Origin of the sequence: Actinomyces qiguomingii, from assembly GCF_004102025.1 — a bacterium.
GTDB lineage: Bacteria > Actinomycetota > Actinomycetes > Actinomycetales > Actinomycetaceae > Actinomyces > Actinomyces qiguomingii.
Window position 1 is genome coordinate 189,547 of sequence record NZ_CP025228.1, and the last position, 24,050, is coordinate 213,596.

Sequence of the window (24,050 nt, forward strand, 5' to 3'; positions counted from 1 at the left end):
CCGAGCGAAAACTAGGGGATTCCTCTGCCAATATCGGTGTGTTGAAAGTACTTCTCAAAGTCTTCTCGGGTGATGCGAATAATGCCGTCATCCTCGCTGGCCGAGCCGTCGGCTGTGTCGTTATGTCCCCACGGGCTGCGCAGGGTCACATACTTCTCATCAATCGCAACCACCACATAGGCATGTCCACCAGACTCGCCGTCGCCGAAATAGTCTCCGCCGACAATGCGGTAGTCGCCGGTTCTGTCGCGATCGTCGATCGCGGTGTCCGGGTGCTGCTTGTCGGCGGCGCGGGCGTGGGTGTTGGCGGTCGCATCCGAGGCCGTGTTGCCGTCACCGAAGTCACCTCCTGCCGTAGTTGCAACGACCGGCCTACCATCCTTCACCGCCTGTTCGATCTGGGCCCACTCCTCATCGGTGTACTTATGATCCTCGCGCACCGCCCCCAGGAACCCCGAGGTGCCTCTGGTGTCAACTACTGGCGGGCCGTACTGCCCGGAGATCGCCCGCATCGCATCGGCTGGCCTCCCGTTCGGGAGGTTGTGGTCGCCCAGGTACTGGCCGTAGGCGCGCTCGTACACGCTCATCAGGTTCGGCCCCCGCCGCCCGCCTCCCAGGTCATCACCCTGGTTGCCGTTGGTGTAGTAGTCGGTGACCTTGATCTCCTCCGGAAAACCGAAGAAGTTGTACAGGGTGACGATGAACGCCTGGTCCTTCTCACTCCACCGCACATGATCCCGCAGAAACTGCTCACCATCCTCAGACAGCGAATACGCATCCAAAGTCGCCAGAAAATAGCAGTCACCAATACTCGCCTGATGCACGGGGTCCCAGTCCGCGGAGCCGTCCGCCTGCCGCCGCAACCGCCGGATGTCCTCATCACTGAACGCAGTCTTGCTCTCGGTGCCGTCATCCTCACCCTATACCCTCACCGGCCGCACTGCCCCCGTACCAGCTCCCACCACCAGCACCGAAGCGACACCTGAACCGGTGCCACTGTCAACACTGATGGCGTTCAGGGCGGCGGCGGTTTGCATGGCGGCGATACTCACCCGCGCACGGATACCCACCGCCGCGCCCGCGGCCGCATACCGCACCCCTGCCACCAACACCGCCGGCGCCGCAGCATCCACCGCCTCCAACAGCGCCGCACCGACCAGGGTGCGCAGCCGCTCCAGCGCCTCCTTCGCCTCATCGAGCACCCGGGCGTAGGCCTCCAAATGATGCGCCCCGTCCAGCAGGCCGGCACGGCACCCACCCACGGCAACATCACCCACGAACACGGACTGTAACCCCACCGAAACCAAAAACCACCACAAGACTCCAATCGCCCGCACGCGGCCCCTGTGACGCGACGCACGACCGCCTCCGACATTCGGCTGTTCGTCACCCTGGCCTCCTTCGACCAGGGGTACCGGCCCAGCTCCCCGACCGAAATCGGTCCGGCCCGCCGCATCACCGACTACCCGAACCTGTGGGCTTATGCGCGTGACCTGCACGCCACCCCCGGCTTCGCCATAGACCGCAAGGACCGCGCCAATGGCATACTGCCCAGAAAGGACGGCACCTGGCGCTCCGCCTTCGGCGGGCCCGGCGACGGCAGGCCCGTGGACGGCAACCCCACCGAGCGCTGGCACGCGCCCGCGGGACGCGAACACCTGGTCGGCGGCTCGCCGCTGTTGCCCGGGCCCGGCGGAGCCGGGTCCTGGGAGCAGCTGCGGGGCTGGACCGAGGACCGCCGCGCCGGGCGCGTCACCGGCGCCCGACCCGTGAGCCCCAACGAACCCGCGATGGAGACCCCGCATGTCCCAGCACCTCGACCCGCACCACCCCGAGCCGGACTCGACCGACTGGATCACCCCGCCCACCGACGGCGGCGAACGCCTCGACGGCACCGGCGTGACCCTGCTGACCGCCGACCGCGTGCTGACCGGACGCCGCGGCGACGCCCCCGGCAGTCTCGAAAGTGTCGGTGAGGGTACTCCCGACGGCGGCGCCGTCGTCGTCGCCGGAGACCGCCTCCTCGCCGTCGGAACGGCCGACGAGCTGACCGCCCGCCTGGGAGAGTTCGCGGACGCCGCCGGCACGCCCCCCGAGCGGGTGCGCCGCCTGAATCTGCCCGGCACCACCCTCATGCCCGGGCTCATCGAGACCCACGCCCACCTGCCCACCTCCGGCACTAACGTGGAGTACCCCGACTACGGGGCGCACGAGGTCGCCCGACTCACGCTCAACGCAGCCCGCTCGGCACGTGAGCTGCTCTCCCTCGGCGTCACCAGTGCGCAGAGTCTGGGCGCCCGCCACTACGTGGACGTCGCCCTGCGCGACGCCATCGACAACGGCGACCTGCGCGGGCCCCGCATCGTCGCTGCCGGCCCGCAGATCACCGTCACCGCCGGCCACGCCCATCACGCGGGCAGCGAGGCGGACGGACTCGATGAGATCCGCCACCAGGTCCGGCTCCACCACAAGCGGGGCGTAGACACCATTAAGGCGATGGCGACCGGCGGATTCACCACCTCCGGCTCGGTGCCCTGGCTGGCCCAGTTCAGCCAGGAGGAGCTCACCGTCCTGTTCGCCGACGCCCACCGCCTGGGCAAGTGGACCGCCGCCCACGCCCACGGCACCCAGGGCATTGAGCGGGCCGTGCGCGCCGGGGTCGACTATCTTGCCCATGCCTCCTTCATCAGCCCCGCCGCCCGCTCCGAACCCGACCCGCGCCTGGCCGACGAGATCGCCGCGGCCGGCATCTACGTGGACTGCACTATCACCGCGGAGCTGCCCCGCATGCTTGAGCGCGACGACACTTTCGCCCCGCCTGTCCGCATGTTGTGGGAGCACGGCGTCAAGATCGTCGCCGGGCACGACGCCGGTATCCCCGGCGTCCCGAACCGTGGCTACGTCGGTGGCTTGGAGGCGCTGGAGTACGTCGGCCTGCCCCGTACGGAGGTCCTGCTCGCAGCCACCTCGCGGGCCGCCGCCGGCATCGGCTTGGCGGGCGTGACTGGCGTGCTCGCCTCCGACTTCGACGCCGACCTGATCGCCGTCGCCGGGGACCCACGCGCCGGGCTGGGCGTGCTGCGCGACCTGCGGCTCGTGGTCAGCCGGGGACGTGAGTTCATTCCGGACCGCGTGCCCGGGCTCGCGCACGACACCGACCTCGACGCCTTCGCCGGGCCGGGCTCGGTGCTCGGCCAGTGGCGGAACCGGGATGTGCTACGTGCCCGACACCCGGAGGTGTGAGGCGTGTCCGTGTACGTGCCGCCCGGGACCGGACCGCCTCCGATCGTCCGGGAACCGAAGCCGCCGAAGCCCTGGACCGGCTGCGGGGCATCGCCGACGAGCTGGCCCGCCTGAGCGCGGGCCTCGACCCGCGGGCGGCGGCGGACACCGGCATCCTGCCGCCCCCGGAGCGTCCGCTGCTGCCGGCGCTCGGCCCCGACGCCCTGGCCGAGCGCGCCCGGGTGGAGCGCCGCCTGCGGGACGCCGCCTTGGCCGAGCGCGCCCGGGTGGAGCGCCGCCTGCGGGACGCCGCCCGGGCCGTCCGCCTGCCCGACACGGCCAAGGGGGCGGCACGCGTCGTGCCGCTGCCGGAGACCGCGCAGGAGGCCACGCCGGACGGTAGTCGGCCGCGGGCCGGGCCTGTTACTCGGCCAGGAGCTTCCCCGCCTAAGATCGGGGAGCCGGGAAACCCCTGGGACAAACCCCAGGGATTCGGCAAAGTTGGTGGCTCAGTAGGCGTTTTTGGGATTCTCGGCGTGTTGGTGCGGGTGTGGCGGTTCGGGCGCTCGCCTGACGGTTCGTTCCTTTCCGTGAGGGTTCGTGTGTTCTGGGCGACGGTTCGTACCTTCCTGCGACGGTTCGCTACCCACAGATACGTACCGTCGCCGTTTATGCCGAAGCGTTAGTGCCAAGTGCCGAACCGTCGGCCAAACACACGAACCGTCCGCCCCTACCTGTAAGCAACAACCTATTTACCCAGAACATGGCAGGCTCTTCGCCACGCAATGCCGCCCCGCCAGACGGCTGTCATGTCGATTCACGACCCTGGGGTGCGATATACGACTACCCCAGGGTCGTAAACCACACCCCAAGGTCGTAAACCAGCGCTTTACGCACGAGGGTGGGGCAACTCGGACCGGAGCCGCGACGAGGGAGGCGACTTCATATGACTGAGCTGTACACCGTGAAACACCTGGCCGACCGCGTCGCCAACGAACCGCGCAACGTCGGCGTCATCGCGGCGACCGGTCACGATCCGAGTTCTCGCGTCGCTCTGCGCTTCCTCGGGATTGACCTGGACGGCACCGTGGAGCGCAAACCGCTGCCAGGTGTACGCAGGGATGTCTACATCAGCTGGGTTGACTACTTCCGGTCCAAGACGCAGTCAGGACGTTGGGGGGACATCGCCCGGGCGCATCGCCGTCGCCCACAGGACTTCTACCTGGAACATGTCCTCACCATCCTCGACAGTGACGACGTTGAGCGTCTGGCGGATGAGTACTTCCCCCGACTGGTCAAGGCGGCCGCCAAGAAACAGAGGGCATCAGAGCGCATGCGTCAGCAGGTGGATGATGTCTTCCGTGAACTCGGCTTGGCGCCGGATAGGAACGTTCCCATTGAGGCGCATGTCAATGACAAGAGTGTTCGCGTCTCCTTCGGATACGCTCTGTCGGGCGACAGGCCGGTACTCTTCGACGTTCTGTCGACTCGCGGTCTAGGGGCTAATGGGCAGGCGTTCGCCTATCGGACGATGGTGGCGCGCCAGGTGGGCGCGAGCGAGGACTTCGCGGCATTCATCGACCTGAAGAGTGTCTCCGACGAGCAAGACCTGAGGGCAGTGGAGAGCGTAGCGACCGTCATCGATCCGGTCGGGGACTTTAACAGGGCCGTGGAGACCGTCGCCGCACTGACCCGGGCATGAGTGCCGCCTGCTGATCGTGGCCGGTGGCCGGAAGAACCGTGACGGGGCGGCCTGGCCGCGGCACAATCGGGCCCATGACCCGTCCCCTCCGCGACCTGTCCCGCCCCACCACCCCCTGCTCCGCCGTGCAGGCGCGCATGGCCGAGGAGACCGCGGCCCGCGCCGCGGCGGCCGGCCCCGCCCCCGCACTCGCCGAGAATGCCGGCGCCGAGGTCGGCCTGCGCGCCGAACTGGCCGAGGTTGTCGACTCCCTCACCTCCGAACTTGTGGCCCTGTCCCACGACCTGTACGCCCACCCGGAGGTCGGCTACGCCGAGCACCACGCCGTCGCCGCCGTCGCCGAACTGCTGCGCGCCCACGGCATCGCCCCGAGCGTGGGCGTGTTCGGCATGGACACGGCCCTGCGTGCGGAAATCGGCGCTGTCGCCGCGACCGATGCCGCAGAGCGCGGGCAGTCGCGAGACGACGATGAGCCGCAGCCGCCCGCCACCGCCGACTCCCGCCTCCCGACCATGGCGATCCTGGCGGAGTACGACGCCCTGCCCGGCGTCGGCCACGGCTGCGGACACAACGTCATGTGCGCCAACTCAGTGGGCGCCTTCCTCGCGCTGGCGGAGCTTCAGCGCCGTCGCCCCGGGACCCTGCCCGGCCGCGTCATCCTGCAGACCACCCCGGCCGAGGAGTCCGACACCGCCAAGGAGATCCTGGCCCAGCGCGGCATGCTCGACGGCGTCGACGCCGCCATCCAGACCCACGCCTACGCCCACGACCTGGTCGACCAGACCTGGCTGGGGGTGCGCCGCATGAGCGCCGTGTACACCGGCATCCCCTCCCACGCCTCCTCCCAGCCCTTCATGGGGCGCAACGCCCTGGACGCAGCCACCCTGGCGCTGACCGGCCTGGGCCTGCTGCGCCAGCAGATCCTGCCCATGGACCGGGTCCACGCCGTCGTCGACGACGGCGGGCGGGTCGCCAACGTCATCCCCGAGCGCGCCGAACTCAACCTGATGGTCCGCTCCAAGTACCCCGAGACGCTCAAGGACCTGGTGGGGCGCGTGGAGGACCTGCTGCGCGGGGCGGCGCTCATGACCGGCACGGGGGTGGAGATCATTACCGACGCCAACACCAACGAGATGCCGGTGCGCTCCAACGGCCCGCTGCTGGCCGCCTGGGTGCGTTCCCAGAGGGAGCGCGGCCGCGACCCGCTGCCCGCCGGGGTGGTGACGGAGACGGTTGCGGCGGGCACCGACTTCGGCAATGTGTCGCTGCGCGTGCCCGGCATTCACCCGCTGATCAAGGTCACCGACCGCGACGACGTCGCCCTGCACACCCGCGAGATGGCCGCGGCCGCCGGCTCACCCACCGGTGACGCCGCCGCCGTCGACGGCGCCTATGGGCTGGCCGTCGTCGCCCTGGACTGGCTGCACGACGCCGAGTTGCGCGACGCCGTGCGCGCCGACTTCGAGGCCGCCGGCGGGGCCGTGGACGTCGCCGGATTCTGGGAGGAGTGAGCCCGGGGCGACGTCGCGCCGTGGCGGCCCGCCCCTGGCGGGGCCGGTCGCAGTCGGGCGCAGCTGATCCGCCGCGGCGCCTGCGATTAGCCCGGCCCCGTCCCTGGCGGCGCGCTACGCGGCCAGCGCCTCGCGCATGACGTCCAGGCCCACGCTGCCCAGGCGCAGCGCCCGGGTGTGGAAGTCCTTCAGGGACTCGCCGCGACCCAGCGCCTCGTCGCGGGTCGCCTCCCACAGGCGCTGGCCGACCGCGTAGGAGGGCGCCTGCCCCGGGAATCCCAGGTAGCGGTCCAGCTCGAAGCGCAGGAAGGACTCCGTCATCGCCACGTTGTGGCGCAGGAAGGCCCAGGCAGAGTCGGCGTCCCAGACGCCGTCGCCGCCCCCGGGCAGCTCCGCCAGCTCCGGCGGGCGCCGCTTGCCCAAGTGCACGCCGATGTCCAGCACCACGCGGGCGGCCCGCAGCCGCTGGGAGTCGAGCACGCCCATGCGGTCGCCCGGGTCGTCCTGGAAGCCGAGGTCGGCCATCAACTGTTCGGCGTACAGGGCCCAGCCCTCGCCGTGACCGCTGACCCAGCAGGCCAGGCGGCGCCAGGCGTTGAGTTCGTCGCGCACATAGGTCTGCATGCCGACCTGCAGGTGGTGCCCGGGCACGCCCTCGTGGAAGACGGTGGTGCGCTCCTGCCAGGCGGCGAAGGTGTCCGTTCCCTCCGGCACGGACCACCACATGCGCCCGGGCCGGGTGAAGTCGTCGCTCGGGCCCGTGTAGTAGATTCCGCCGGTGGCCGACGGCGCGATGCGGCACTCCAGGGTGCGCAGCGGGGCGGGGATGTCGAAGTGCGTGCCATCCAGCGCCGCGACGGCCTCATCGGCGGTGCGCTGCATCCACGCCTGCAGGGCGGCGGTGCCGTGGATGGTGCGCGCCGGGTCGGCATTGAGCCGGTCCATCGCCTCGCGCACGCTCACGCCCTGGCCGTACAGCTGCGCGGCGATCGCCCGCTGCTCGGCGTCGATAGCGGCCAGCCGCTCGCGGCCCCACTCGTAGGTCTCATCCAGGTCGACCGTGGCACCCAGGAACTGGCGGCTGAAGCGGGCGTAGCGCTCGCGGCCCACGGCGTCCACCTCACCGGCCAGCGGCGCGAGCTGTTCGCCCAGGAAGTCGGCGATGCGACCGTAGGCGGCGCGGGCCCGTGCGGAGGCGTCACGCAGCTCCGCCTCCAGCGACTCGGGCAGCGGGGTGCCGTCGGCGGTGGTGGCGGCGTCGATGAGCGCCGTGTAGGAGCTGGAGGACTCCGCCGCCTGGTCGCGGGCCTGGCCGATGCAGGCCTCTACTTGGCGGCGGGCGGCCACGTCCCCGCGGCTGGCGGCCAGGCGCAGCGAGTCGGCGTACTCACTCAGGGCCCGCGGCACGTCGCGCAGGCAGGCGGCGAAGTCCGCCCAGTCGGCCTCGGTGGCTGTGGGCAGGTTGTCGAACAGGTCTCGCAGGTTTTGGATGGGGGAGTCGATGTTGTCCAGGCGGCGCAGCGGCTCGCCGGCCTCGGCGGACTCTATGGCGACGCCCAGCCGCTCGCGCATGGCGGCCACGGTCACCCGGTCGACCGCGTCAACCGGGGTGACCTGCTCCAGCTCGGCGAGCGCGCGGCGGTCCAGGTCGGTCAGCGCCTCGAGCGCCTCGGGGGAGTAGCCGTCCAGCTCGCCGCGGCGGCCGGGCAGGCCCACGGACACGGCGAACTCGGGGGACAGGTCCACCAGGCGCTCCACGTAGCGCTCGGCCACGGCGTCGACGGGGGTGGGGCGGCGGGCGGAGCCGCCGCCGGACCGGGCCGCAGCGGGTGCCGGTGAAGGGATGTCGGAGGGAGTCTCGGTCATGGGATGAGACTAGGCCACAGGGAGGCTGTCTCCAGCGCCGGAGATCTTTGCGATGCGTGCGGCTGCAGACGAAAACGGTCAGCGCGTGTACGGAACCGGGGGTTCCAGATGCGTTCGAACGGGGTCCGGGGTGCGGCGCACGCTTATGCCTCTTGCCTATCCGGACCGTCGGCAAGTTTTGCTTGATATTTCAACGTTCGTCCGTTCAGGGTGAAGGGTGTCGGCCAGCTCCTGCGTGCGCCGAGGATGTCGGCGCACGCAGGAGCGGTCCCGCCACTCAGGTGGATCATCGGTTTTCCGCGTAATTCCGCGGAATCGCTGAAGCTGCATCGAGTCTGAGCGTGCGCGCCCACGTTAGGGCGGAGTCCCTGCGCCGGCCCCTGGGTGGGATTCGGTTCAGTTCAGGGGTGCGTACTTGTCTCGCAGTACCTGCAGACCGGGGCCGAAGCTCCGCTCCAGTACGTCCCCGTGGCGCGCCAGCATCTCCAACTTGTACAGGTCGTGCCGCACGAGTTCGGTCACGGGCACCACCAGGCCGGGGTGGCTGGTCCAGGCGGCGCGCGAGTGCGCCCCGGCGGAGACATTCCCGGCCACGAGTTCGCGGTCGTCGATCGAGACGACCACCCACCTGCCGCCCAGCCCGGCCGTTACGGTGTCTGTGGCGGGGTGGGGGTGGACGGTCGCACAGTCGAGGTCGATCTCGCCATAACCGACGATGATGATCTCCACGTCGCGGTCGGCGGCCCGACGCAGACTGTCTTCCAGGGCGGGCACGTCTTGTGCCCACAGTTCCGCGAGGATGCGGTGCTGCGCGGCGGCGATGAGTCGGTTGGCCCTCTCGATGATGGCGGCCCGTCCCTGTAGATCCCAGATGGCGCCATCATGGACGGCATCGGCTGCGAACGCGGACAAGGACGCCTCGGCGGCATCGAGGCTGTCGTTGAAGCGAGAGCGCAGACGGGAGATGAGTTCGCGCGGCGGCAGCGGCGCGTACATCTGGGGATTGCCGCGGGAGACCTGGACGTAGTCGTCGGCGGCGAGGGAGGCGAGCACCTCGTAGATCTTGGAGCGGGCGATCCCGGCCCGCTTGGCGATGGCATACCCGGTTGCCGGTGCCTCCTCCAGCAGCGCCAGGTAGGCGCGAGACTCCCAGTCGGTCATTCCCAGCGCCTGCAACTGCTCCGCCACTGAAGCCATGATCCGCGTCCTCCGATCCTCAACTTGGTGCTGGGGCGGAGCCGACGCCGCGCCCGCGCGGTGGCCATCGATCACGATGCATCGGCCCCAATGTCTGCCGGTGCGTGACGTGCCTGAGCTGCTCGGGCGGCGTCGAGTACCCCGTCGAGCACCCAGCCGGGAGCATAGTCACCCCACAAATCGCCCGCATAGTCACCCAATGGGTGACTACTATGTTCCGCGTGGGTCGAGCCCGCCCCGGCCTCAGCCCGAAGTCGAGTCGGTTTCCTGCTCTACCTGACCGTTTCGCGGACCGGATCAAATCCGTCCGCCACCCAACACCCGTCAACCCATCTGAGGAGACCCGCTGTGAGCCAGCAGAACTCGACCGACCGCAAGATCGTCATTGTCATCGCTGAGGGCACCACTGCCGCCAGGGCCGCTAACGCCAGCGCCCTGTTGGCATTGACCATCGGTGCCCGGCATCGGGACCTCATCGGCCCGGACGTGCCCGACGCCGACGGACGTATGCACGCCGGCATCTCCGACACCCCCGTCCCCGTACTGGTCGCCCCAGCGGAGCGCCTGGCCGAACTCGCGCAGGCGCAACCTCCCATCGAGATCATCGGCTTCACCAAGACGGCGGCCGGGGCGCACACCTATGACAAGTACACCCGCGCGCTCGCGGCCGTCGCCTCCACGGACCTGGACTACCTGGCCGTGGCGCTCATCGGCCCGCGCGCACAGGTCACCTCACTGACCGGCTCCCTCCCGCTGTACCGCTGAGTCAATGGACGCCTCCCAAATGGGGGGTGTAGCGAATGGCTGTTGTCATCGGTTCAGGTGCGGGGCATGCCGAGTAGGCCGACGAGCACCTGGTGGGTGTCCGGGCGCTCCCTCCGTGGGGGTGGAGTGTCCGGATTCGGCACAAAGGCCGTTGGCGACCGCTGGGGCCGTGTCTGACAACCGCATGATTTCAACGTTCTGTCCGTAGTCGTCGGCGACGTCGGAGTAGTTTATGCCGATTCTGGACACTTCGGTCCGCCGCGCGCGGGACTCGGCGCCCGGTGCGCCGGCCGACGGCGGTGAGGCCGGCCGGGCCCGGCGCCCGCACCCTCCCGGGCCCCTACTTGGCCCACTCGGCCCGCGTCCCTCCAGTTGGACCGCGTCCCTGCGGTCGGACCGTCTGGGAGTGCGTCCGGGGCGGTCCAAGTGCAGCCCGGAAGACCCGGTTTACGACCCTGGGGTGCGTTTTACGACCACCCCGGGGTCGTGAAACGCACACCAAGGTCGTGATTCGGCATCAAGGCCGCCGTGGAGCCCGATGTGGATGGCGCTCAGGCCGAGGTCGGCACCTCTTCGGGGTCCTCGCTGGCGGGTGTGCCCGCTTCTGCGGCCATGGACACGTTCTCTCCCGCCGGGCCGATGGGCGGCAGCAATGCGCGCATGGCTAGGGCGAAGCCGATAAGCGCGGCGACGGTGACCGCGATTCCGAGCCCCCCGGACCCTGTTGCAGAGAAGGCCACGTATCCGAGCAGCGCCGCCGCCGCGCTGGCACCCGCATAGGGCAGCTGCGTGTTGACGTGGGTGATGTGGTTGCAGCCCGCGCCCGTGCTGGACAGGATCGTCGTGTCCGAAATCGGGGAGCAGTGATCACCCCACACGGCGCCTGCGAGTACCGCGCCGAATGCGGGGACCAGCAACTCGCTGCCGCCGGCAACCGACCCCATGATCTCCCCGGCGATCGGCAGGAGGATGCCGAAGGAGCCCCAGGATGTGCCGGTGGCGAAGGCCATCGCCCCCGCCACTACGAACAGCATCGGGATGAGCCACTGAGCGGAGACCGCCGTCGACTCGACGAGCGACCCCAGGTAGGCACCCGTGCCGAGCTCGGCGATCAGCGCTCCCAGCATCCAGGCGCACAGCAGGATCTCAATGGCGGGGAGCATGGAGCGGGCGCCCTCAATGACACCCCGGGCGGCCGTCTTCGCCTCGAACACCGGGTCGGCGTGGGTGAAGTGGAAGTAGTAGAAGGCGGCGGTCACCAGGCCTAGGACGCCGCCGATATTCAGCGAGAGGGCGACATCGGTATTGGCGAGCATGTCGAGAATCGCCCAGGAGCCGGACGCCCGGCGGCCCGTACCCAGGATTCCGCCAACGACGCCGACCACCAGGACGGCGAAGGGGACGATCAGGGCCCGCCTAGCGCCCGGTTCGTGGCGTGGCAGAGAATCGGTGAGCTGGCCGGGGATCTGCTCGTTGGGCGCGTACAGGCCGCCCGTGGCGACGGCGCGGCTCTCCTCGCGCCGCATGGGACCGATGTCGATCTCCATGACTACCGTAGCCCACAGCAGAATCAGGGCTGCTATTGCGTAGTAGTTCATTCCCGCGGAGCGCATGAATGCGCCGGCGTCGGAGATCTGGACGCCGACGCCCGCCACGATCGGCCCCATAATGCCGATGATCGAGGCTCCCCAGCTGGAGAAGGGTGCGAGCACGGTAACGGGGGCGGAGGAGGAGTCGATGAGGTAGGCGAGCTTGGCCCGCGACACCCGCTGTCTATCGGAGACGGGCCGGGCGACCTGCCCGACGGCGAGGGCGTTGAAGTAGTCGTCGACGAAGATCGCGGTCCCCAGGCCTGCTGCAAGGACCTGGGCACCGCGCCTGGTGCGTACCCGCGTCATGGCCCACTCGGCGAAGGCCTGGGTGCCGCCGGACATCAGCACCAGGGAGGTGATCACGCCCAGCGTCAGCAGGAAGACCAGGATGAGAACGTAGTAGGAGTTGACCGTCCCCTCAGCCCAGAAGATCTGCGAGAAGGCCTCCCAGACCTTGGTCAGGGTCCCGGCAATGCCTCCGTCGGCGATCAGCGCGGCGGCGGCAAGAATGCCCGCGGCCAGCGAGGCGATGACCTTCTTCGTCCCGATCACCAGCAGGATCGCCAGTAGCGGCGGTACGAGGGACAGCACCGGGTAGGACTCGATCATCAACGGTTCCGTTCGTAGCATGGTCGGGGCGGCTCCAGAGTACTTGATTGGTTGTCCAGGCACGCATCTGGAGACGGAGGTCTCTCCGCGCGCTCACCGACTCCACTGAACCTGGTGGGATTACCCCTCCAGAAGCAGGACTAGCTATGCCCCCTTGTTCCAACCAGCCGGTCGTCTGAATATGAACGAACGACACCGCCGCAAATTGTTCCGGACCTATACTGAAAATAACGGCATGATGAATAGTGTAACGACTTGTCTTGCGTTCTTGACGGCGGCCGGGGGGGGGTAGCGTAAAAAGCGCATTAACCCGAGAGCCGTCTAAGGCTCAATATCTGCTCGGGAGGAGCAACGATGACGTGCACTAAGTGCTTCAAGCAATTACACACATGCAGCGCATGCAATGGCAAGCCTGGGCTGAGTCTGCTGGGAGACCGCTTGACATGCTCGACATGCAACAACACCGGACTCGTTTGCCCCGAGCATGGCGGCTACCACGGTAGATGATTGATCACTGCGTCGCTCGCGGCCTGGCCTCAGAGCTACCCGTCCTCTTGACGTAGTTCACTGATCAAGAACAGGCTGCCACGAGGGATGTGGCGGCGCGGATTGAATTGACCTCTTATAAACAACGGCGTTTGCACTTGTCGATCGGGTACCGCACACCCAACCAGTTCGAACGCGAACTAATGCAGGCCGCCACCCCGAAACCAGCCTGACAAACGCGCAACAAGCAACAGTCCAAAAACACCCAGCACTCCAAGCCTATCGCCATGACAACGCCTCCTCCTCCGCCGCCTGCCGACCAGGACCGCCTTGCGGCGGAATGTCCCAACACCCCGCTGGTCGAGCTCGCCCGTATTGCCGCCAGCCGGCCAGATCTTCACCCACTACTAGCAGTCAACCCCTCGACCTACCCAGACCTACTCACCTGGCTAAGCCAATCGACCGATCCCGCCGTACAACGAGCCCTACAACAGCGAAACACCCAAACCAACCCCAACACCACACAATCCGCCGCTGTACAGACACAGGCCGTAGATGCGGTGAGACTTCCTCTTCCGGGGGCGGCGTCCGCCTTCCCTTCACCCAATAACGCCGGCCCTGGCCTCACGTTGACAATACCGCATGGAGCTCGACCACGTCGCAAGCCCCTCGTAGTCGTCGCAGCCGTTGTCGTCGCTGTCCTGGCTGCCACCACGATCTATGCCACCACACATAACCGCTCCTCGGACGCCAATGTCAGAAATCTGAACGATCTGCTTTCGCCCGGTTGGGCCAACGGCACTAGCGAACGGTGGAGACTCGACATTGGCCCGTATGACAATGCCTGGGTAAGTACCGCTGGCGACCAACTGATCGTGGCGCGTTCGACAGCATCCGCCAATCAAGAACTCGCGGACTTTGCCCATCAAGAAACCGTCTCTTTTTCCCAGGTCACAGCGTACGACATCACTGGAAGTGAGCCAGCTAAGCAGTGGCAAACTAAACTTACACAAGACGCAGCATGTGCCTCATCGTTCTACATTTGCACCACTACTGGATTCTGGGGGAATTATGTGGTTGTCGGCGACACGTTATTGGCTTCCGACGATGGCTCGCCCACCCGTGCGCCCTGGAGCGATTCACTGGCAACGTTTGGAATTGATGAAGACATCATATTCGCGTGCGAGAAGGAAGGATACTGCAGCGGTTGGCAGCATCCGAATATCAGTTCTCCAAAATGGACGTCTTTCTTGTCAGAATGGACCGTACGTGACGAAACGATAGATGGAGATATCGCCAAGTGGGGCGATAGAACAGTGGCGCAGGTCAAGCCTCATCAAGCGATCGATATTCAAAGCGGTGAAGTCATCGAGCTACACGCCGACGTCGATCACGAACAACTCAATAGTTCTCACTTGCCTCACTTGCTGGCTGACGGCTGGTATTTTTTCCGTGAAGAGACCGTCGAAGATGGCGCCTTTGTGGGCACTTATGTAATAATGTCGGCACAAGGCGATATCACCGCAACGATTGACGGCAGCTCTTCCGACAGTCTATCCACCAGGGCACTATCTCCTATGTCGCAATGGACGGGAGAGCAACTAAGGTCAGTTCTCGCAGCGAGCGACGCATCCTGGTCGGATATGTGGATTGAGGTTCTTGACGAAGCTGATCCCAATGATGGCATAACCGGAACATTCACCATAAGCAACGGGGCGAATAGCTGGAGTGGCACGGACTCATACGGCGTCATATCATCAATAGGGTGGCACCATAACGAGCGCGCCTCCATGTGTGCAGACGAGAAACTATTTGTGTACTACACAACGTCAGACAACAACGTAGCGCCCAACATTGTGTACGTTGTCCCAATCGATGATTCAGCTATCACTATCGACCGCTCGATTGCCTCAGGCTACCTAGTCTCACCGGAACTCGTCGTATCCCTCGATTATGAAGAGTGGGAACTAGTAGCGCTAGCTCCCGCAAGCTAGTGATATTCATACTCATCGCCGCACGTTTGGTCATATCCGTTATGACAGGAGGCTTAAGTAATGGCCAGTTCCACACCGAACGAGCTTCGCTCGTGCACCTGAAACAGCGTTGTGGACTGTGGCGCGTGGCTACGCGGCCACTCCCCGTACTCCCCGCTTCTCCCACGAACTAGGTATCTGCCTAGCTGAACCACGTCGGTCCAAGAAAGGTACACCATGACAGAACTATCAGAGTTCTCTCCAGAAATGGCCAGCGATCCGAATACTAGTCCACATGACATGGCTCGGATGGCGGCGGAGCGCCCCGACCTGTGGGCCGCGCTGGCAGCGAATCCTGCGATCTACCCCGATCTGCGAGACTGGCTCGGTCAGATAGACGACCCAGTGGTTCACGAGGCTCTGCAGGCATCAGCACATCGCACGTCGGTTATACAGGCGCCTGCGGAGCGAGACGGATATGATGGCGACTTTCCGTCTACTCACCTGGCCGATGACGACCACTCGAAAGCACTTGACGTTGCTGCTGGCCCGGGGATCGCCACTGTGTTTCGTCAGCAGCCCTTCGACGCAGCCACATCTCAGCCACCGGTTCCGTCTGGCAGCGTTCCCCCGCCCCCGTCCCCGGCACCGGTTCCGTCTGGCAGCGTTCCCCCGCCCCCGTCCCCGGCACCGGTTCCGTCTGGCAGCGTTCCCCCGCCCCGTCCCCGGCACCGGTTCCGTCTGGCAGTGTTCCCCCGCCCCCGTCCCCGGCACCGGTTCCGTCTGGCAGCGTTCCCCCGCCCCCGTCCCCGGCACCGGTTCCGTCTGGCAGCGTTCCCCCGCCCCCGAATCAGATCGATAGCAAACACGACCGGAGGAAATGGGCACCGGTTGTTATTGTTCTCGCGGTGGTCCTTGCGATAGGGGGTGGCTCGATCGCGGTATATCGGCACCTGACGCAGCTGGGAGCCTCTTCTCCCGACGAAGTAATGAGTACTTTTTCACAGGCCATTCCTAATAAGGACTTCATATCTTTGTTCAAAATGGTGTCGCCGGCGGAGGCCAGTCTGCTGACAGGTTCGGCCGACGAGATTAGTAGTTCGAATAGTTCAGATTCAGGCGGCAAATCGAAGTCTGAACCCGGCGCCATGTTCTCCAAGGATGCTATCGACAGCTACTTGGACTCGCTCAATATCAACGCATCCGAAATGGTCTATTCCGTCGATCAGAAGTCCAACGGACTTGCAGTCGCCTCCATTTCCTCCTGGACACTAGACGTAACGATTAACCAAAGTCTGGCGGATACTCTGCGCATGCGGTACGAAGCGGCTAAAGCTAACTCCCTCACCGACAAAGAGAATGACTTCTTCTCTAGCCTTGACTTCTCAGAGGCCCGCTACAGCGGTGAGGTCACGGAGAGCTTCTTTAGCGACCACCCCCTTGAGGTAGTACTTGTAAAGGAGGGTGGGCGCTGGTATATCTCACCTACCATGACGCTCGCCCAATGGGAATACCAGAGACGGGCACTGTGGGACGACCGTACGGCTTCCCCCAACTATGAGGCCGATTTCGCCACGGCGCGGGGCGCAGAGTCTCCCGAAGCCGCAGTTGAAGAGGTCATTGACACGGCCCTGAACGCACGCCGACCTAGCGACATGTTCGACGATTCCGTTACGGGTCTACTCGCTCTGCCGGAGCGCCGCCTAGCGATGGTGTATGGGTCAACCCTTGTCGGCGACGACAATGCCTACTATCAGCGCGAATCCGCGAGGGTACAGATTAATTGGGGCCTGACTTCCACTGATATCGGGAACAACCGTTCCGTTGTCCACCCCGGTACTTCAACAGTCACCATTAGTACCGCTAATGAGGATGAGATGGTCACCTGGTCCTTCAGGGATGGTTCAGTGGACATCAGTTTGCCCTCCTCAGAGAACGACACGGTAACGGTTGATTTCACGCGCCAACTCGCCAACCCCAATCAACTAGGGATAGTCGTCGAGAAGAATGGTGGCACGTGGCATGTATCTAGCCTTGCGACGGTGGTTAACTTTTTCAAATTGCGTCCGTCTGATCGCGCCATTAACGGCCTTTATGACCTTTTCACGGACGCGGGAATGGATCCCGACAATGCCGACGGCTTAACGGACGTACTTAGTCAATCCACGGCTATCGCCACTCCATTAGTCGTGATTCTCGACATCGTATCGCAACTACAGGACGTCGAGTGGGGCGCGCGCTACGACGACAACGAGTATGGGTCTGGCGCCTATTTGGATGAATATTACAATCAGTGTACCGCGGGAGATATGGCGGCGTGCGATAGTCTCTATTACGCGTCATCGCTCGGAAGCGACGCCGGAGAGTACGGCCAGACTTGCGGGGACAGGGATTACTCGCTCTGGTCAGGCGGTATGTGTGAGTCAACTCACGGTTCTTGGTACTACTGAGCCTTTTGCCCCAGAACCGGCGACTCGGGGGAGGAGAACCAGGGGTTCGGCAAAGTCGTTGGCTGGGTTGTGGGTTGTTAGGGGTTTTCGGCGTGTTGGTGGGGGTGCGGCGCGACCCGCCGGAGACGATGGAGGTGTTCGAAAAAGCCATTGCCTTGGAAGGTCGCGCCGCTGTGTCATCATCCCCCACCGCCCCCTTGTCGCGCCAGCCCCTTACCGGAGTGTTCAAGGGTGTCCCGGACCCGCGTGATCGGCGCGGGGTGCGTCACCGCCTGGACACTGTGCTGGCTTTGGCGGCGGTGGGGGTGCTGGCCGGGTGCCGCACCCTGCTGGCGATCTGGGAGCACGCCCAGGACCTGACCGGCGGCCAACTACGGCAACTGGGACTACCACAAGACCGGGACATCCCCTCGGAGTCCACCATCGGCCGCGCCCTGGCCGGCCTGGACGCCGACGACCTTGACGCTCGGATCGCCTCGTGGGTGCTCACCCGCACCGGCGCCATCGACGGACGCAGGATTATCGCGGTGGACGGGTGAGACCATGCGCGGCGCCAAACCCAAGAACAACAACAGCGGAGACGGTGATGATGGCGGCGGTGATGGCAGCGGCGATGGTGGCGGTGGGGCCCCGCACCTGCTGGCGGCCCTGGACCAGGGCACCGGGGCGGTGCTCGCCCAGCAGCGCGTAGAAGACAAGACCAGCGAGATACCCGCCCTGAAACAGCTGCTGGCACCCCACGACCTTACCGGCGCGGTCATCACCGCCGACGCCCTGCACACCCAGACCAGCACCGCCGAGTGGATCACCTCCCGGGGCGCCGACTACCTACTGACGGTCAAGAACAACCAGCCCAGTCTCAGGGCGAAACTGAAGGCGCTGCCCTGGAAGGACGTCCCCGCCGTGTCGGGGGTTGACTGCTCTCATGGGCGGCGGGTGCGCCGCACCATCAAAGCCGTGGCAACGCCGGACTGGATCGACTTCCCCGGCGCCGCCCAAGTACTACAGGTACGCCGCACCCGCACCACCCACACCCGCGGTAAGAACAGCAAGCGCAGCACCAGGCGCAGCACCGAGGTCGTCTACCTCATCTGCTCCATACCGCCCGAGCAGGCCCCGCCCGAGCAAGTCGCCGCCTGGATACAAGGCCACTGGAGCATTGAGAACCGCCTCCACTGGGTACGGGACGTGACCTATGACGAGGACCGCCACCAACTGCGCACCGGCTCCGGGCCGCAGGTGATGGCCACCCTGCGGAACCTGGCCATAAGCCTCATCCGCACCATCTACGACGACCCGGCCACCGCCAGCATCGCCTCAGCCAACCGGGCCATGACACGAAGACCCACCAAAGCCATCAAACTCCTAACAACCCCCTAACCACCCAACGACTTTGCCGAGCCCCTGGCCGCCTGCGGGGTCCTGGCGCGCCTGCTCACCGCCGGGCAGGCGGCCGATGGGCCGATGATGATCCCCGTCCTGAACAAGATCCGGGTAGCGCGTCCGGGACCGGGAAGGCCCCGCACCAGGCCGCAGATGGTGCTCGCGGACAAGGCCTACTCATCCCGTGCTAACCGGGCCTGGCTGCGAGCCCACCACATCAAGGCCACCATCCCCGTCAAGAAAGACCAGGCCGCCCACCGCCGCCGACGCGGCAGCGCCGGGAGCAGGCCGCCCGCCTTCGACCCTACGGCGTACAAGGACCGCAATACGGTGGAGCGCTGCTTCGGCCAGCTCAAGCAGAACCGGGCCCTGGCCACCAAGTACGACAAGCTCGCCGTCCGCTACCAAGCCACCACCCACATCGCCAGCATCGACCACTGGCTCAAACGACTTACACAACACGCCCTTAGGGCGAGTACGCTAGTGACATGCAGTAGCGCCCGCGAGTAGAAGAACTAGATACAAATGTACTGGGCTCTACCGTAAATAACAATATGATGTGTATGGTAACGATTAACATTGCACTCTAGGCCCCGATCGGGGGGGGGGGGGGTGTAAAGTGAGCATCCGCTGACAATCTGAGAGCCATTCAAGTCCCAACGTCTCGCTCAGGAGGAGACACGATGACGTGCACCAAGTGCTTCAAGAAGCTGTTTACGTGCAGTGCCTGTGACGGGCAGCGCAGGTTGAGTCTATTAGGCGACCCGTTGACGTGTTCGGCATGCAACAGCACCGGACTCGTTTGCCCCGACCATGGAGGCCATCACGGTAGACGATAGGTTGTCCAGCCAAGGTCGCATTCGTAGAGGACAGCTCCATGAGTGGTTTGCTGTCTTTGATGTCTTAAGACTTTTCAAAAGTAGGCCGCCACGATGTGTGACTTTTCCTGTATCAACCAGACCATCCTAGATCCGCCACCGTACACTCATTCCAGAATGCCTTAGACGTCGACGTTCCACTTCCTGCTCGAGCCGCTTATAGCTAGCGTCAATCAGGGCCGCGACGTGGCGGGCGTGTCCCATCCCGTAATCGACTTATCGCGGTTACTTAACGCACCGTTGCTATGTTTGGAAATACCACGGAATACAAGTAAATGGGTCCCATCACGACCCCACACTTCTGAACGAAAGGTCCACGCAATGAATAGAGAACTTGAGCTGTACGTACCCGTTAACGAGCAGAATCATGATCCTCGGGTCGCCTGTGTCTTAGTTATGGATGTATCGTACTCAATGTCTGGAGCTCCAATTACCGCTCTTTCGGATGGATACAAGGTGTTCATTGATGAAATCCAGAACGACCCGCTCGCACGGAAACGAGCTGAAGTGTCAGTGGTAACTTTCGGAACGTCTGCTCACGTTGTCATACCGTTTCAAGAGGCGCAGAGATTGCAGCCGACGGAGTTCGAGACTGACGGGTCGACGGATATGGCTGGCGGAATTAATCTTGCTCTTGATCAACTCGAAGAAAGAAAGAGTCAATATCGAGCTCAACATCTTGAGTACTTCCGCCCTTGGCTGTTTCTCATGACAGATGGAGCCCCTAATCACGAGGGTTTCGAAGAAGCTCTTCGACGCCTGAATCAGGCTGAAGCAGAAAAGCGCGTTGAAGTGTTTGCGGTAGGGGTAGGTGAGAACGTCAATTGGGATGTCCTCAAACGTGTAAGTAAAGAGCGTGGGCCGCTTAAACTGAACGGGCTAGCTTTTGCGGAAATGTTCCAGTGGCTATCGGCCTCCCTGTCGTCAGTATCTGAATCCGTTAACTTCGGTTATGATGATAGCTCTCACCGGGAGCCCGGTGAGCAGATTGCTCTTCCACCGGTGGGGTGGGGAACTCTCCAATAACGAGCGATTCTTTACAAGAGCTATGGTTGCCGAACTATATGAGGAGCGGGGCGTGTGGTCGGTTTCCGGAGCGTCCGTAGCCGGGAAATCGCATACAGCGGTCGGCTCGGGCTCTGATGACGCGTATTCTTACATACTCGTAAATGGAGGCGATTCGGTTGTTGCTGCCGTTGCCGATGGCGCGGGGAGCGAAACGGGTACGTCTGCGTGGGGATCCTATACCGCGTGCCAAGTTGTGAAGCAGCATGCTACTGAACTCGTTAAATATGCCGCTAGCGAGGCAACCGCAAGGTTGGCCATTGAGAAGCTGTTTCTGCAGGTTATTCTGGCTATTGAGAGACGATCCCGCCGCATGGATCTTTCTCCGAAAGCACTATCTACTACTCTAACGGTCGCGGTTCTGTCACCTAACGCTGCGGTATTCGCGCAAGTTGGTGATGGGATCATCGTATGTGACTTTGAAGGAAAACCATCCGCGCGAATACCGGAAGCTAAAGGTGAATACGCCAACGAAACCGTTTTCGTTACTAGTTCGGGAGCGTTGGATGGTCACTTACGATTCGAATATATACGAGGTGGAAGAAACAGTTTTGCGATTAGTACTGACGGATTGAGCTATAAGATTCTCAACAAGCAGCAGGGTGGCACCGCGTACGCACCTTTCTTCGTTTCTATATGGAAACAGCTAACGGTGCCATCGGTAGTTACAACGAAATCCTTGGAAACCTTTCTCGATAAGCTCGACGATCAAACGGGAGACGACAAAACTTTGGTTGTCGGAACCCGTACTGATCCGGAAGCTTTTACCGAGCATTCGTCGTCATGGAGCCAGGGCGAATCTGCTTCGCCCTTTGGTACTGACCAATACGAGTCGACTTCATCAAGTCATATAGTGGTCGTAAACACCCTCCAAGAAAAGAACGCTCCTTTTGCTGCCACTGACGTTGTACCCGAGTCACGAGACAGGATGGATGAGAGGCGCACACTTACTCAGCGGGTTCTATACTGGTTTCGGTGTTTCATGCGTTTTGTAGGGGGATGACTGACATTGGTGGCGGAACGCTCAGAGCTAAGTCTCCCGGTTTCTGTATCATTTCGCGCGTTCATCGCTGCTGTCCGAGCGGCAAGTGAACAGGGCGACACTACCTGGATTGTTGACGTTATCAGTCCGCTGGTGACTGTCGGCGAGGAATACGTCGAGAAACTCAATGCTTCGATCTTCGATCTTCATCGAGTGGTAGGAGGTGAAATACGTGATCATTGTTATGTGCAAGCATAGCTACGCCCTGTCGAGCACCGAGATGTAAACACTGACGATTGTGTATCGGCCGGGGACAGGTATGCTTGGCTTCCAAGAAGGGTTTATTGGCGGGGGATCTGCGATGGACATATACGAACTCGGCCAGGGAGGCCGTGTCGGGCTGGATCGGGCATCGGTGTCGCGAGGAGGAGAGGGATACATTGCTGACGTTCACGGTCGTCCGGACTGGGTGGCTAAGGTTTTTCATACCGAGTTTCGGGGTATTACTAGCATCGATGCACGACGTAGGAAGAACGACGGGCTAAATAGGAAACGTCAGAAAGTGCACGCTATGGTGCGGGAAACACCGAGGACCCGCAGAAACGACGGTCACATAGTCCTCGCCTGGCCGGAGGATGTTCTGCTAAGGAACGGAACGGTGGCCGGTTTCGTCATGCCTAAGATCGATGTCAAGGACGCTTTAGAGGTCCATCAGATTACGAATCGAGCAGATCGATTTGCCCCAATGCCTGGCTGCCCACAGTGGGCTCGGGACTTCGATTTCAGATATCTGACTCGAACGGCGTATAATTTGGCATCGGCGGTTCAGATGATACATAACGCTGGAGTTGTGATCGGCGATTTCAACGAACGTAATATTCTAGTGATGCGCACAGCATTGGTCTCCTTGGTTGATTGTGACTCCATGCAGTTCACCAGGGGGCGGCACACTTACCTTTGCGAAGTTGGTCGTCCCGAGTATACTGCCCCAGAGTTGCAGGGTGTCGATTTCCATAAAGTAGTTCGCGGCCAAGAGTCAGATCTGTTCGCTCTTGGTGTGCATATTTACATGCTGCTACTTGATGGTGCACAACCATTTCGAGGGGGTGCTTGGAGAGGAGATGGAGATCCCCTGGAGTTCTGAGGCGCATAAGTATGGGATACTACTCCGGTGGGCCAGGATCTCCATTTGAGCCGATGCGGGCTGCACCGCCTTTGTCCATTCTTCCTAGAGATATCCGGGCGCTAATAGAACGTGCCCTTGGCTCGGGTGGAGCCAGAAATCCAGCGGTGCGGCCTACCCCCGGAGAATGGTGTGAATCGCTGGACAAGATGTATCGGACGTTGTGATAGATGAGTATTTCTCGCGCGTTGGGTCGTTTCGGCTGTTATTGATGTGGTTTCACCGTCCGGTTCGGTAGAGTTCGAGTTTGGTGGTCCGGGTGATGGTGTTGGGTGGCTCGGTCAGGCGGCGGTAGCCAGGGGGGCGGCAAAGTCGGTGGCAGGGTAGGGGGTTGTTAGGGGTTTTCGGTGTGTTGGTGCGGGTGCGGCGCGACCCGCCGGTGACGATAGGTGGTGCAAACAATCCTGAAACCGGAGAGGTCGCGCCGCTGCGTTGTCAAGGCCCGGGTTTTGTGGAGGGTGGTTTATCTGGCGCCGGTGGTTGCCGGCTGGGGTTGGTTGGTGGTGGTCTGCTCACCGACATCCTGGGCGTCGGCGGCGGTGTCGCCGATGGCGGTGGTGTCGGTGTCGTCTGGTGGGGTGTATGCCTGCTCGTGCTCGATCGGGGCGCGCATGCCGATGGTGGAGCGAGGCCGGGTGTTGCCCGACCAGTTGCGCCCACTCAGCAGTGGCGAGCTCCACGTCCTCGATGCCCTGCCAGGGCCCATGCTCGTTGAGATAGTGACGGCCCAAGGATCAGCTCGGCCTTATAGAGCGAGTTGAGGGCCTCGGCCAGCGCGAAACCGAAAGGAGATCGCCCTTGGATCCCACCGAGGCGACCGCGTCGCAGTCGGAGGGGCCTGCCCGTAACGTATCGCCCGGTACAGCCGCCCCGGCCGCGTGTGGTGAATCAGGCCCTCCCGGGTCCGCCCCTTCGCGCCGGGTGCTGCCAGACACCCATCCTCAGGGCGCCCCTGGGCCAGGTCAGCGTCACGGGCTGGCGGGTGGTCTGCCAGCCGATGATCCTGCGGGAGCAGCACGTTGGCGGGCGAAAGCCACGTACACCCACCCGGACAGGGGGCGCACATAGGTGGGGGTACCTCCCACCTAGTGGGGGAATGCCCACGGGCCCACAGCTCGTTGGGCCTGAAAGCCGACAAGTGCCGGTTCACCAGGTCCGCGGGGCACTGCTCCTTGGGAGCCGACCG

The 24,050-nt window shown here is 64.0% G+C and carries 21 protein-coding genes; 14 read left to right on the plus strand and 7 right to left on the minus strand.

All coding sequences use genetic code 11. The annotated features are described in order from the left end of the window. Nucleotides 1-11 precede the first annotated feature (11 nt). Together CWT10_RS00855 and CWT10_RS00860 are read right to left on the minus strand one after the other, a co-directional pair. Nucleotides 12-863 carry a calpain family cysteine peptidase gene (locus CWT10_RS00855; protein ID WP_103062507.1) on the minus strand — a complete coding sequence of 284 codons (852 nt, stop codon included), beginning with the start codon at nt 861-863 and terminating at the stop codon, nt 12-14. Nucleotides 864-920: 57 nt separating this feature from the next. Next, nucleotides 921-1,277, minus strand: coding sequence for a hypothetical protein (locus tag CWT10_RS00860; RefSeq protein WP_128683191.1), 357 nt, complete (start codon nt 1,275-1,277; stop codon nt 921-923). 526 nt (nt 1,278-1,803) lie between these two features. On the opposite strand from CWT10_RS00860, the gene CWT10_RS00865 reads away from it, so the two are divergent. From CWT10_RS00865 to CWT10_RS00880, 4 genes are all read left to right on the plus strand, one after another. Then, nucleotides 1,804-3,243, plus strand: coding sequence for an amidohydrolase family protein (locus CWT10_RS00865; RefSeq protein ID WP_103062509.1), 1,440 nt, complete (start codon nt 1,804-1,806; stop codon nt 3,241-3,243). Next, nucleotides 3,240-3,908 (plus strand): hypothetical protein, encoded by a 669-nt coding sequence (locus CWT10_RS00870; RefSeq protein WP_128683192.1) that lies wholly within the window; start codon nt 3,240-3,242, stop codon nt 3,906-3,908. Before CWT10_RS00865 ends, CWT10_RS00870 begins: the two co-directional genes overlap by 4 nt. A 260-nt stretch (nt 3,909-4,168) precedes the next feature. Then, a complete protein-coding gene (locus CWT10_RS00875) occupies nt 4,169-4,924 on the plus strand; it encodes a hypothetical protein (RefSeq protein WP_103062999.1) in 756 nt (251 codons plus the stop codon). Between the two features lie 74 nt (nt 4,925-4,998). Continuing rightward, nucleotides 4,999-6,435: an amidohydrolase gene (locus CWT10_RS00880; RefSeq protein WP_103062998.1), complete on the plus strand. Its 1,437-nt coding sequence runs from the start codon at nt 4,999-5,001 to the stop codon at nt 6,433-6,435. Nucleotides 6,436-6,549: 114 nt separating this feature from the next. Here the strand turns inward: CWT10_RS00880 and CWT10_RS00885 are convergent, their stop codons facing one another. Together CWT10_RS00885 and CWT10_RS00890 are read right to left on the minus strand one after the other, a co-directional pair. Beyond that, nucleotides 6,550-8,301, minus strand: a complete 1,752-nt coding sequence (locus CWT10_RS00885) for a DUF885 domain-containing protein (RefSeq protein ID WP_103062997.1) — start codon at nt 8,299-8,301, stop codon at nt 6,550-6,552. A 396-nt stretch (nt 8,302-8,697) separates the two neighbouring features. Beyond that, nucleotides 8,698-9,498, minus strand: a complete 801-nt coding sequence (locus CWT10_RS00890) for a TrmB family transcriptional regulator (protein WP_103062996.1) — start codon at nt 9,496-9,498, stop codon at nt 8,698-8,700. A 348-nt stretch (nt 9,499-9,846) separates the two neighbouring features. Here CWT10_RS00890 and CWT10_RS00895 point away from each other — a divergent pair, with 348 nt between their 5' ends. Continuing rightward, the gene (locus CWT10_RS00895) at nt 9,847-10,263 is read left to right on the plus strand and encodes a DUF2000 domain-containing protein (RefSeq protein WP_158247637.1); all 417 of its coding nucleotides are present in this window, start codon (nt 9,847-9,849) and stop codon (nt 10,261-10,263) included. Between the two features lie 551 nt (nt 10,264-10,814). Here the strand turns inward: CWT10_RS00895 and CWT10_RS00900 are convergent. Continuing rightward, nucleotides 10,815-12,485 carry a Na+/H+ antiporter NhaC family protein gene (locus tag CWT10_RS00900; RefSeq protein WP_233188134.1) on the minus strand — a complete coding sequence of 557 codons (1,671 nt, stop codon included), beginning with the start codon at nt 12,483-12,485 and terminating at the stop codon, nt 10,815-10,817. Between the two features lie 752 nt (nt 12,486-13,237). Here CWT10_RS00900 and CWT10_RS00905 point away from each other — a divergent pair. The 8 genes from CWT10_RS00905 (at nt 13,238) to CWT10_RS00935 (ending at nt 21,702) form a co-directional block, all read left to right on the plus strand. After that, a complete protein-coding gene (locus CWT10_RS00905) occupies nt 13,238-14,944 on the plus strand; it encodes a variant leucine-rich repeat-containing protein (protein ID WP_128683193.1) in 1,707 nt (568 codons plus the stop codon). A 246-nt stretch (nt 14,945-15,190) separates the two neighbouring features. After that, on the plus strand, nt 15,191-15,847 hold the full coding sequence (locus CWT10_RS18115) for a variant leucine-rich repeat-containing protein (RefSeq protein ID WP_483396348.1): 657 nt from the start codon (nt 15,191-15,193) through the stop codon (nt 15,845-15,847). 65 nt (nt 15,848-15,912) lie between these two features. Next, nucleotides 15,913-17,373, plus strand: a complete 1,461-nt coding sequence (locus tag CWT10_RS00915) for a hypothetical protein (protein WP_128683195.1) — start codon at nt 15,913-15,915, stop codon at nt 17,371-17,373. A 74-nt stretch (nt 17,374-17,447) separates the two neighbouring features. Then, nucleotides 17,448-17,912, plus strand: a complete 465-nt coding sequence (locus CWT10_RS17200) for a transposase family protein (RefSeq protein ID WP_244936762.1) — start codon at nt 17,448-17,450, stop codon at nt 17,910-17,912. A gap of 4 nt (nt 17,913-17,916) precedes the next feature. Then, nucleotides 17,917-18,753, plus strand: a complete 837-nt coding sequence (locus tag CWT10_RS00920; protein WP_244936763.1) for an ISAs1 family transposase — start codon at nt 17,917-17,919, stop codon at nt 18,751-18,753. Between the two features lie 51 nt (nt 18,754-18,804). After that, nucleotides 18,805-19,266, plus strand: a complete 462-nt coding sequence (locus CWT10_RS00925) for a transposase (RefSeq protein ID WP_425320997.1) — start codon at nt 18,805-18,807, stop codon at nt 19,264-19,266. Between the two features lie 764 nt (nt 19,267-20,030). Further along, nucleotides 20,031-20,660 (plus strand): vWA domain-containing protein, encoded by a 630-nt coding sequence (locus CWT10_RS00930; protein WP_280525567.1) that lies wholly within the window; start codon nt 20,031-20,033, stop codon nt 20,658-20,660. Nucleotides 20,661-20,682: 22 nt separating this feature from the next. Beyond that, a complete protein-coding gene (locus CWT10_RS00935; RefSeq protein WP_244936764.1) occupies nt 20,683-21,702 on the plus strand; it encodes a PP2C family serine/threonine-protein phosphatase in 1,020 nt (339 codons plus the stop codon). 48 nt (nt 21,703-21,750) lie between these two features. Here CWT10_RS00935 and CWT10_RS16695 read toward each other — a convergent pair whose 3' ends face one another. Next, nucleotides 21,751-21,921 (minus strand): hypothetical protein, encoded by a 171-nt coding sequence (locus tag CWT10_RS16695; RefSeq protein WP_158247643.1) that lies wholly within the window; start codon nt 21,919-21,921, stop codon nt 21,751-21,753. A 418-nt stretch (nt 21,922-22,339) separates the two neighbouring features. On the opposite strand from CWT10_RS16695, the gene CWT10_RS16700 reads away from it, so the two are divergent. Next, on the plus strand, nt 22,340-22,825 hold the full coding sequence (locus CWT10_RS16700) for a protein kinase domain-containing protein (RefSeq protein ID WP_158247642.1): 486 nt from the start codon (nt 22,340-22,342) through the stop codon (nt 22,823-22,825). 502 nt (nt 22,826-23,327) lie between these two features. Here CWT10_RS16700 and CWT10_RS16705 read toward each other — a convergent pair. After that, on the minus strand, nt 23,328-23,477 hold the full coding sequence (locus tag CWT10_RS16705; protein WP_158247641.1) for a hypothetical protein: 150 nt from the start codon (nt 23,475-23,477) through the stop codon (nt 23,328-23,330). Nucleotides 23,478-24,050: the final 573 nt, after the last annotated feature.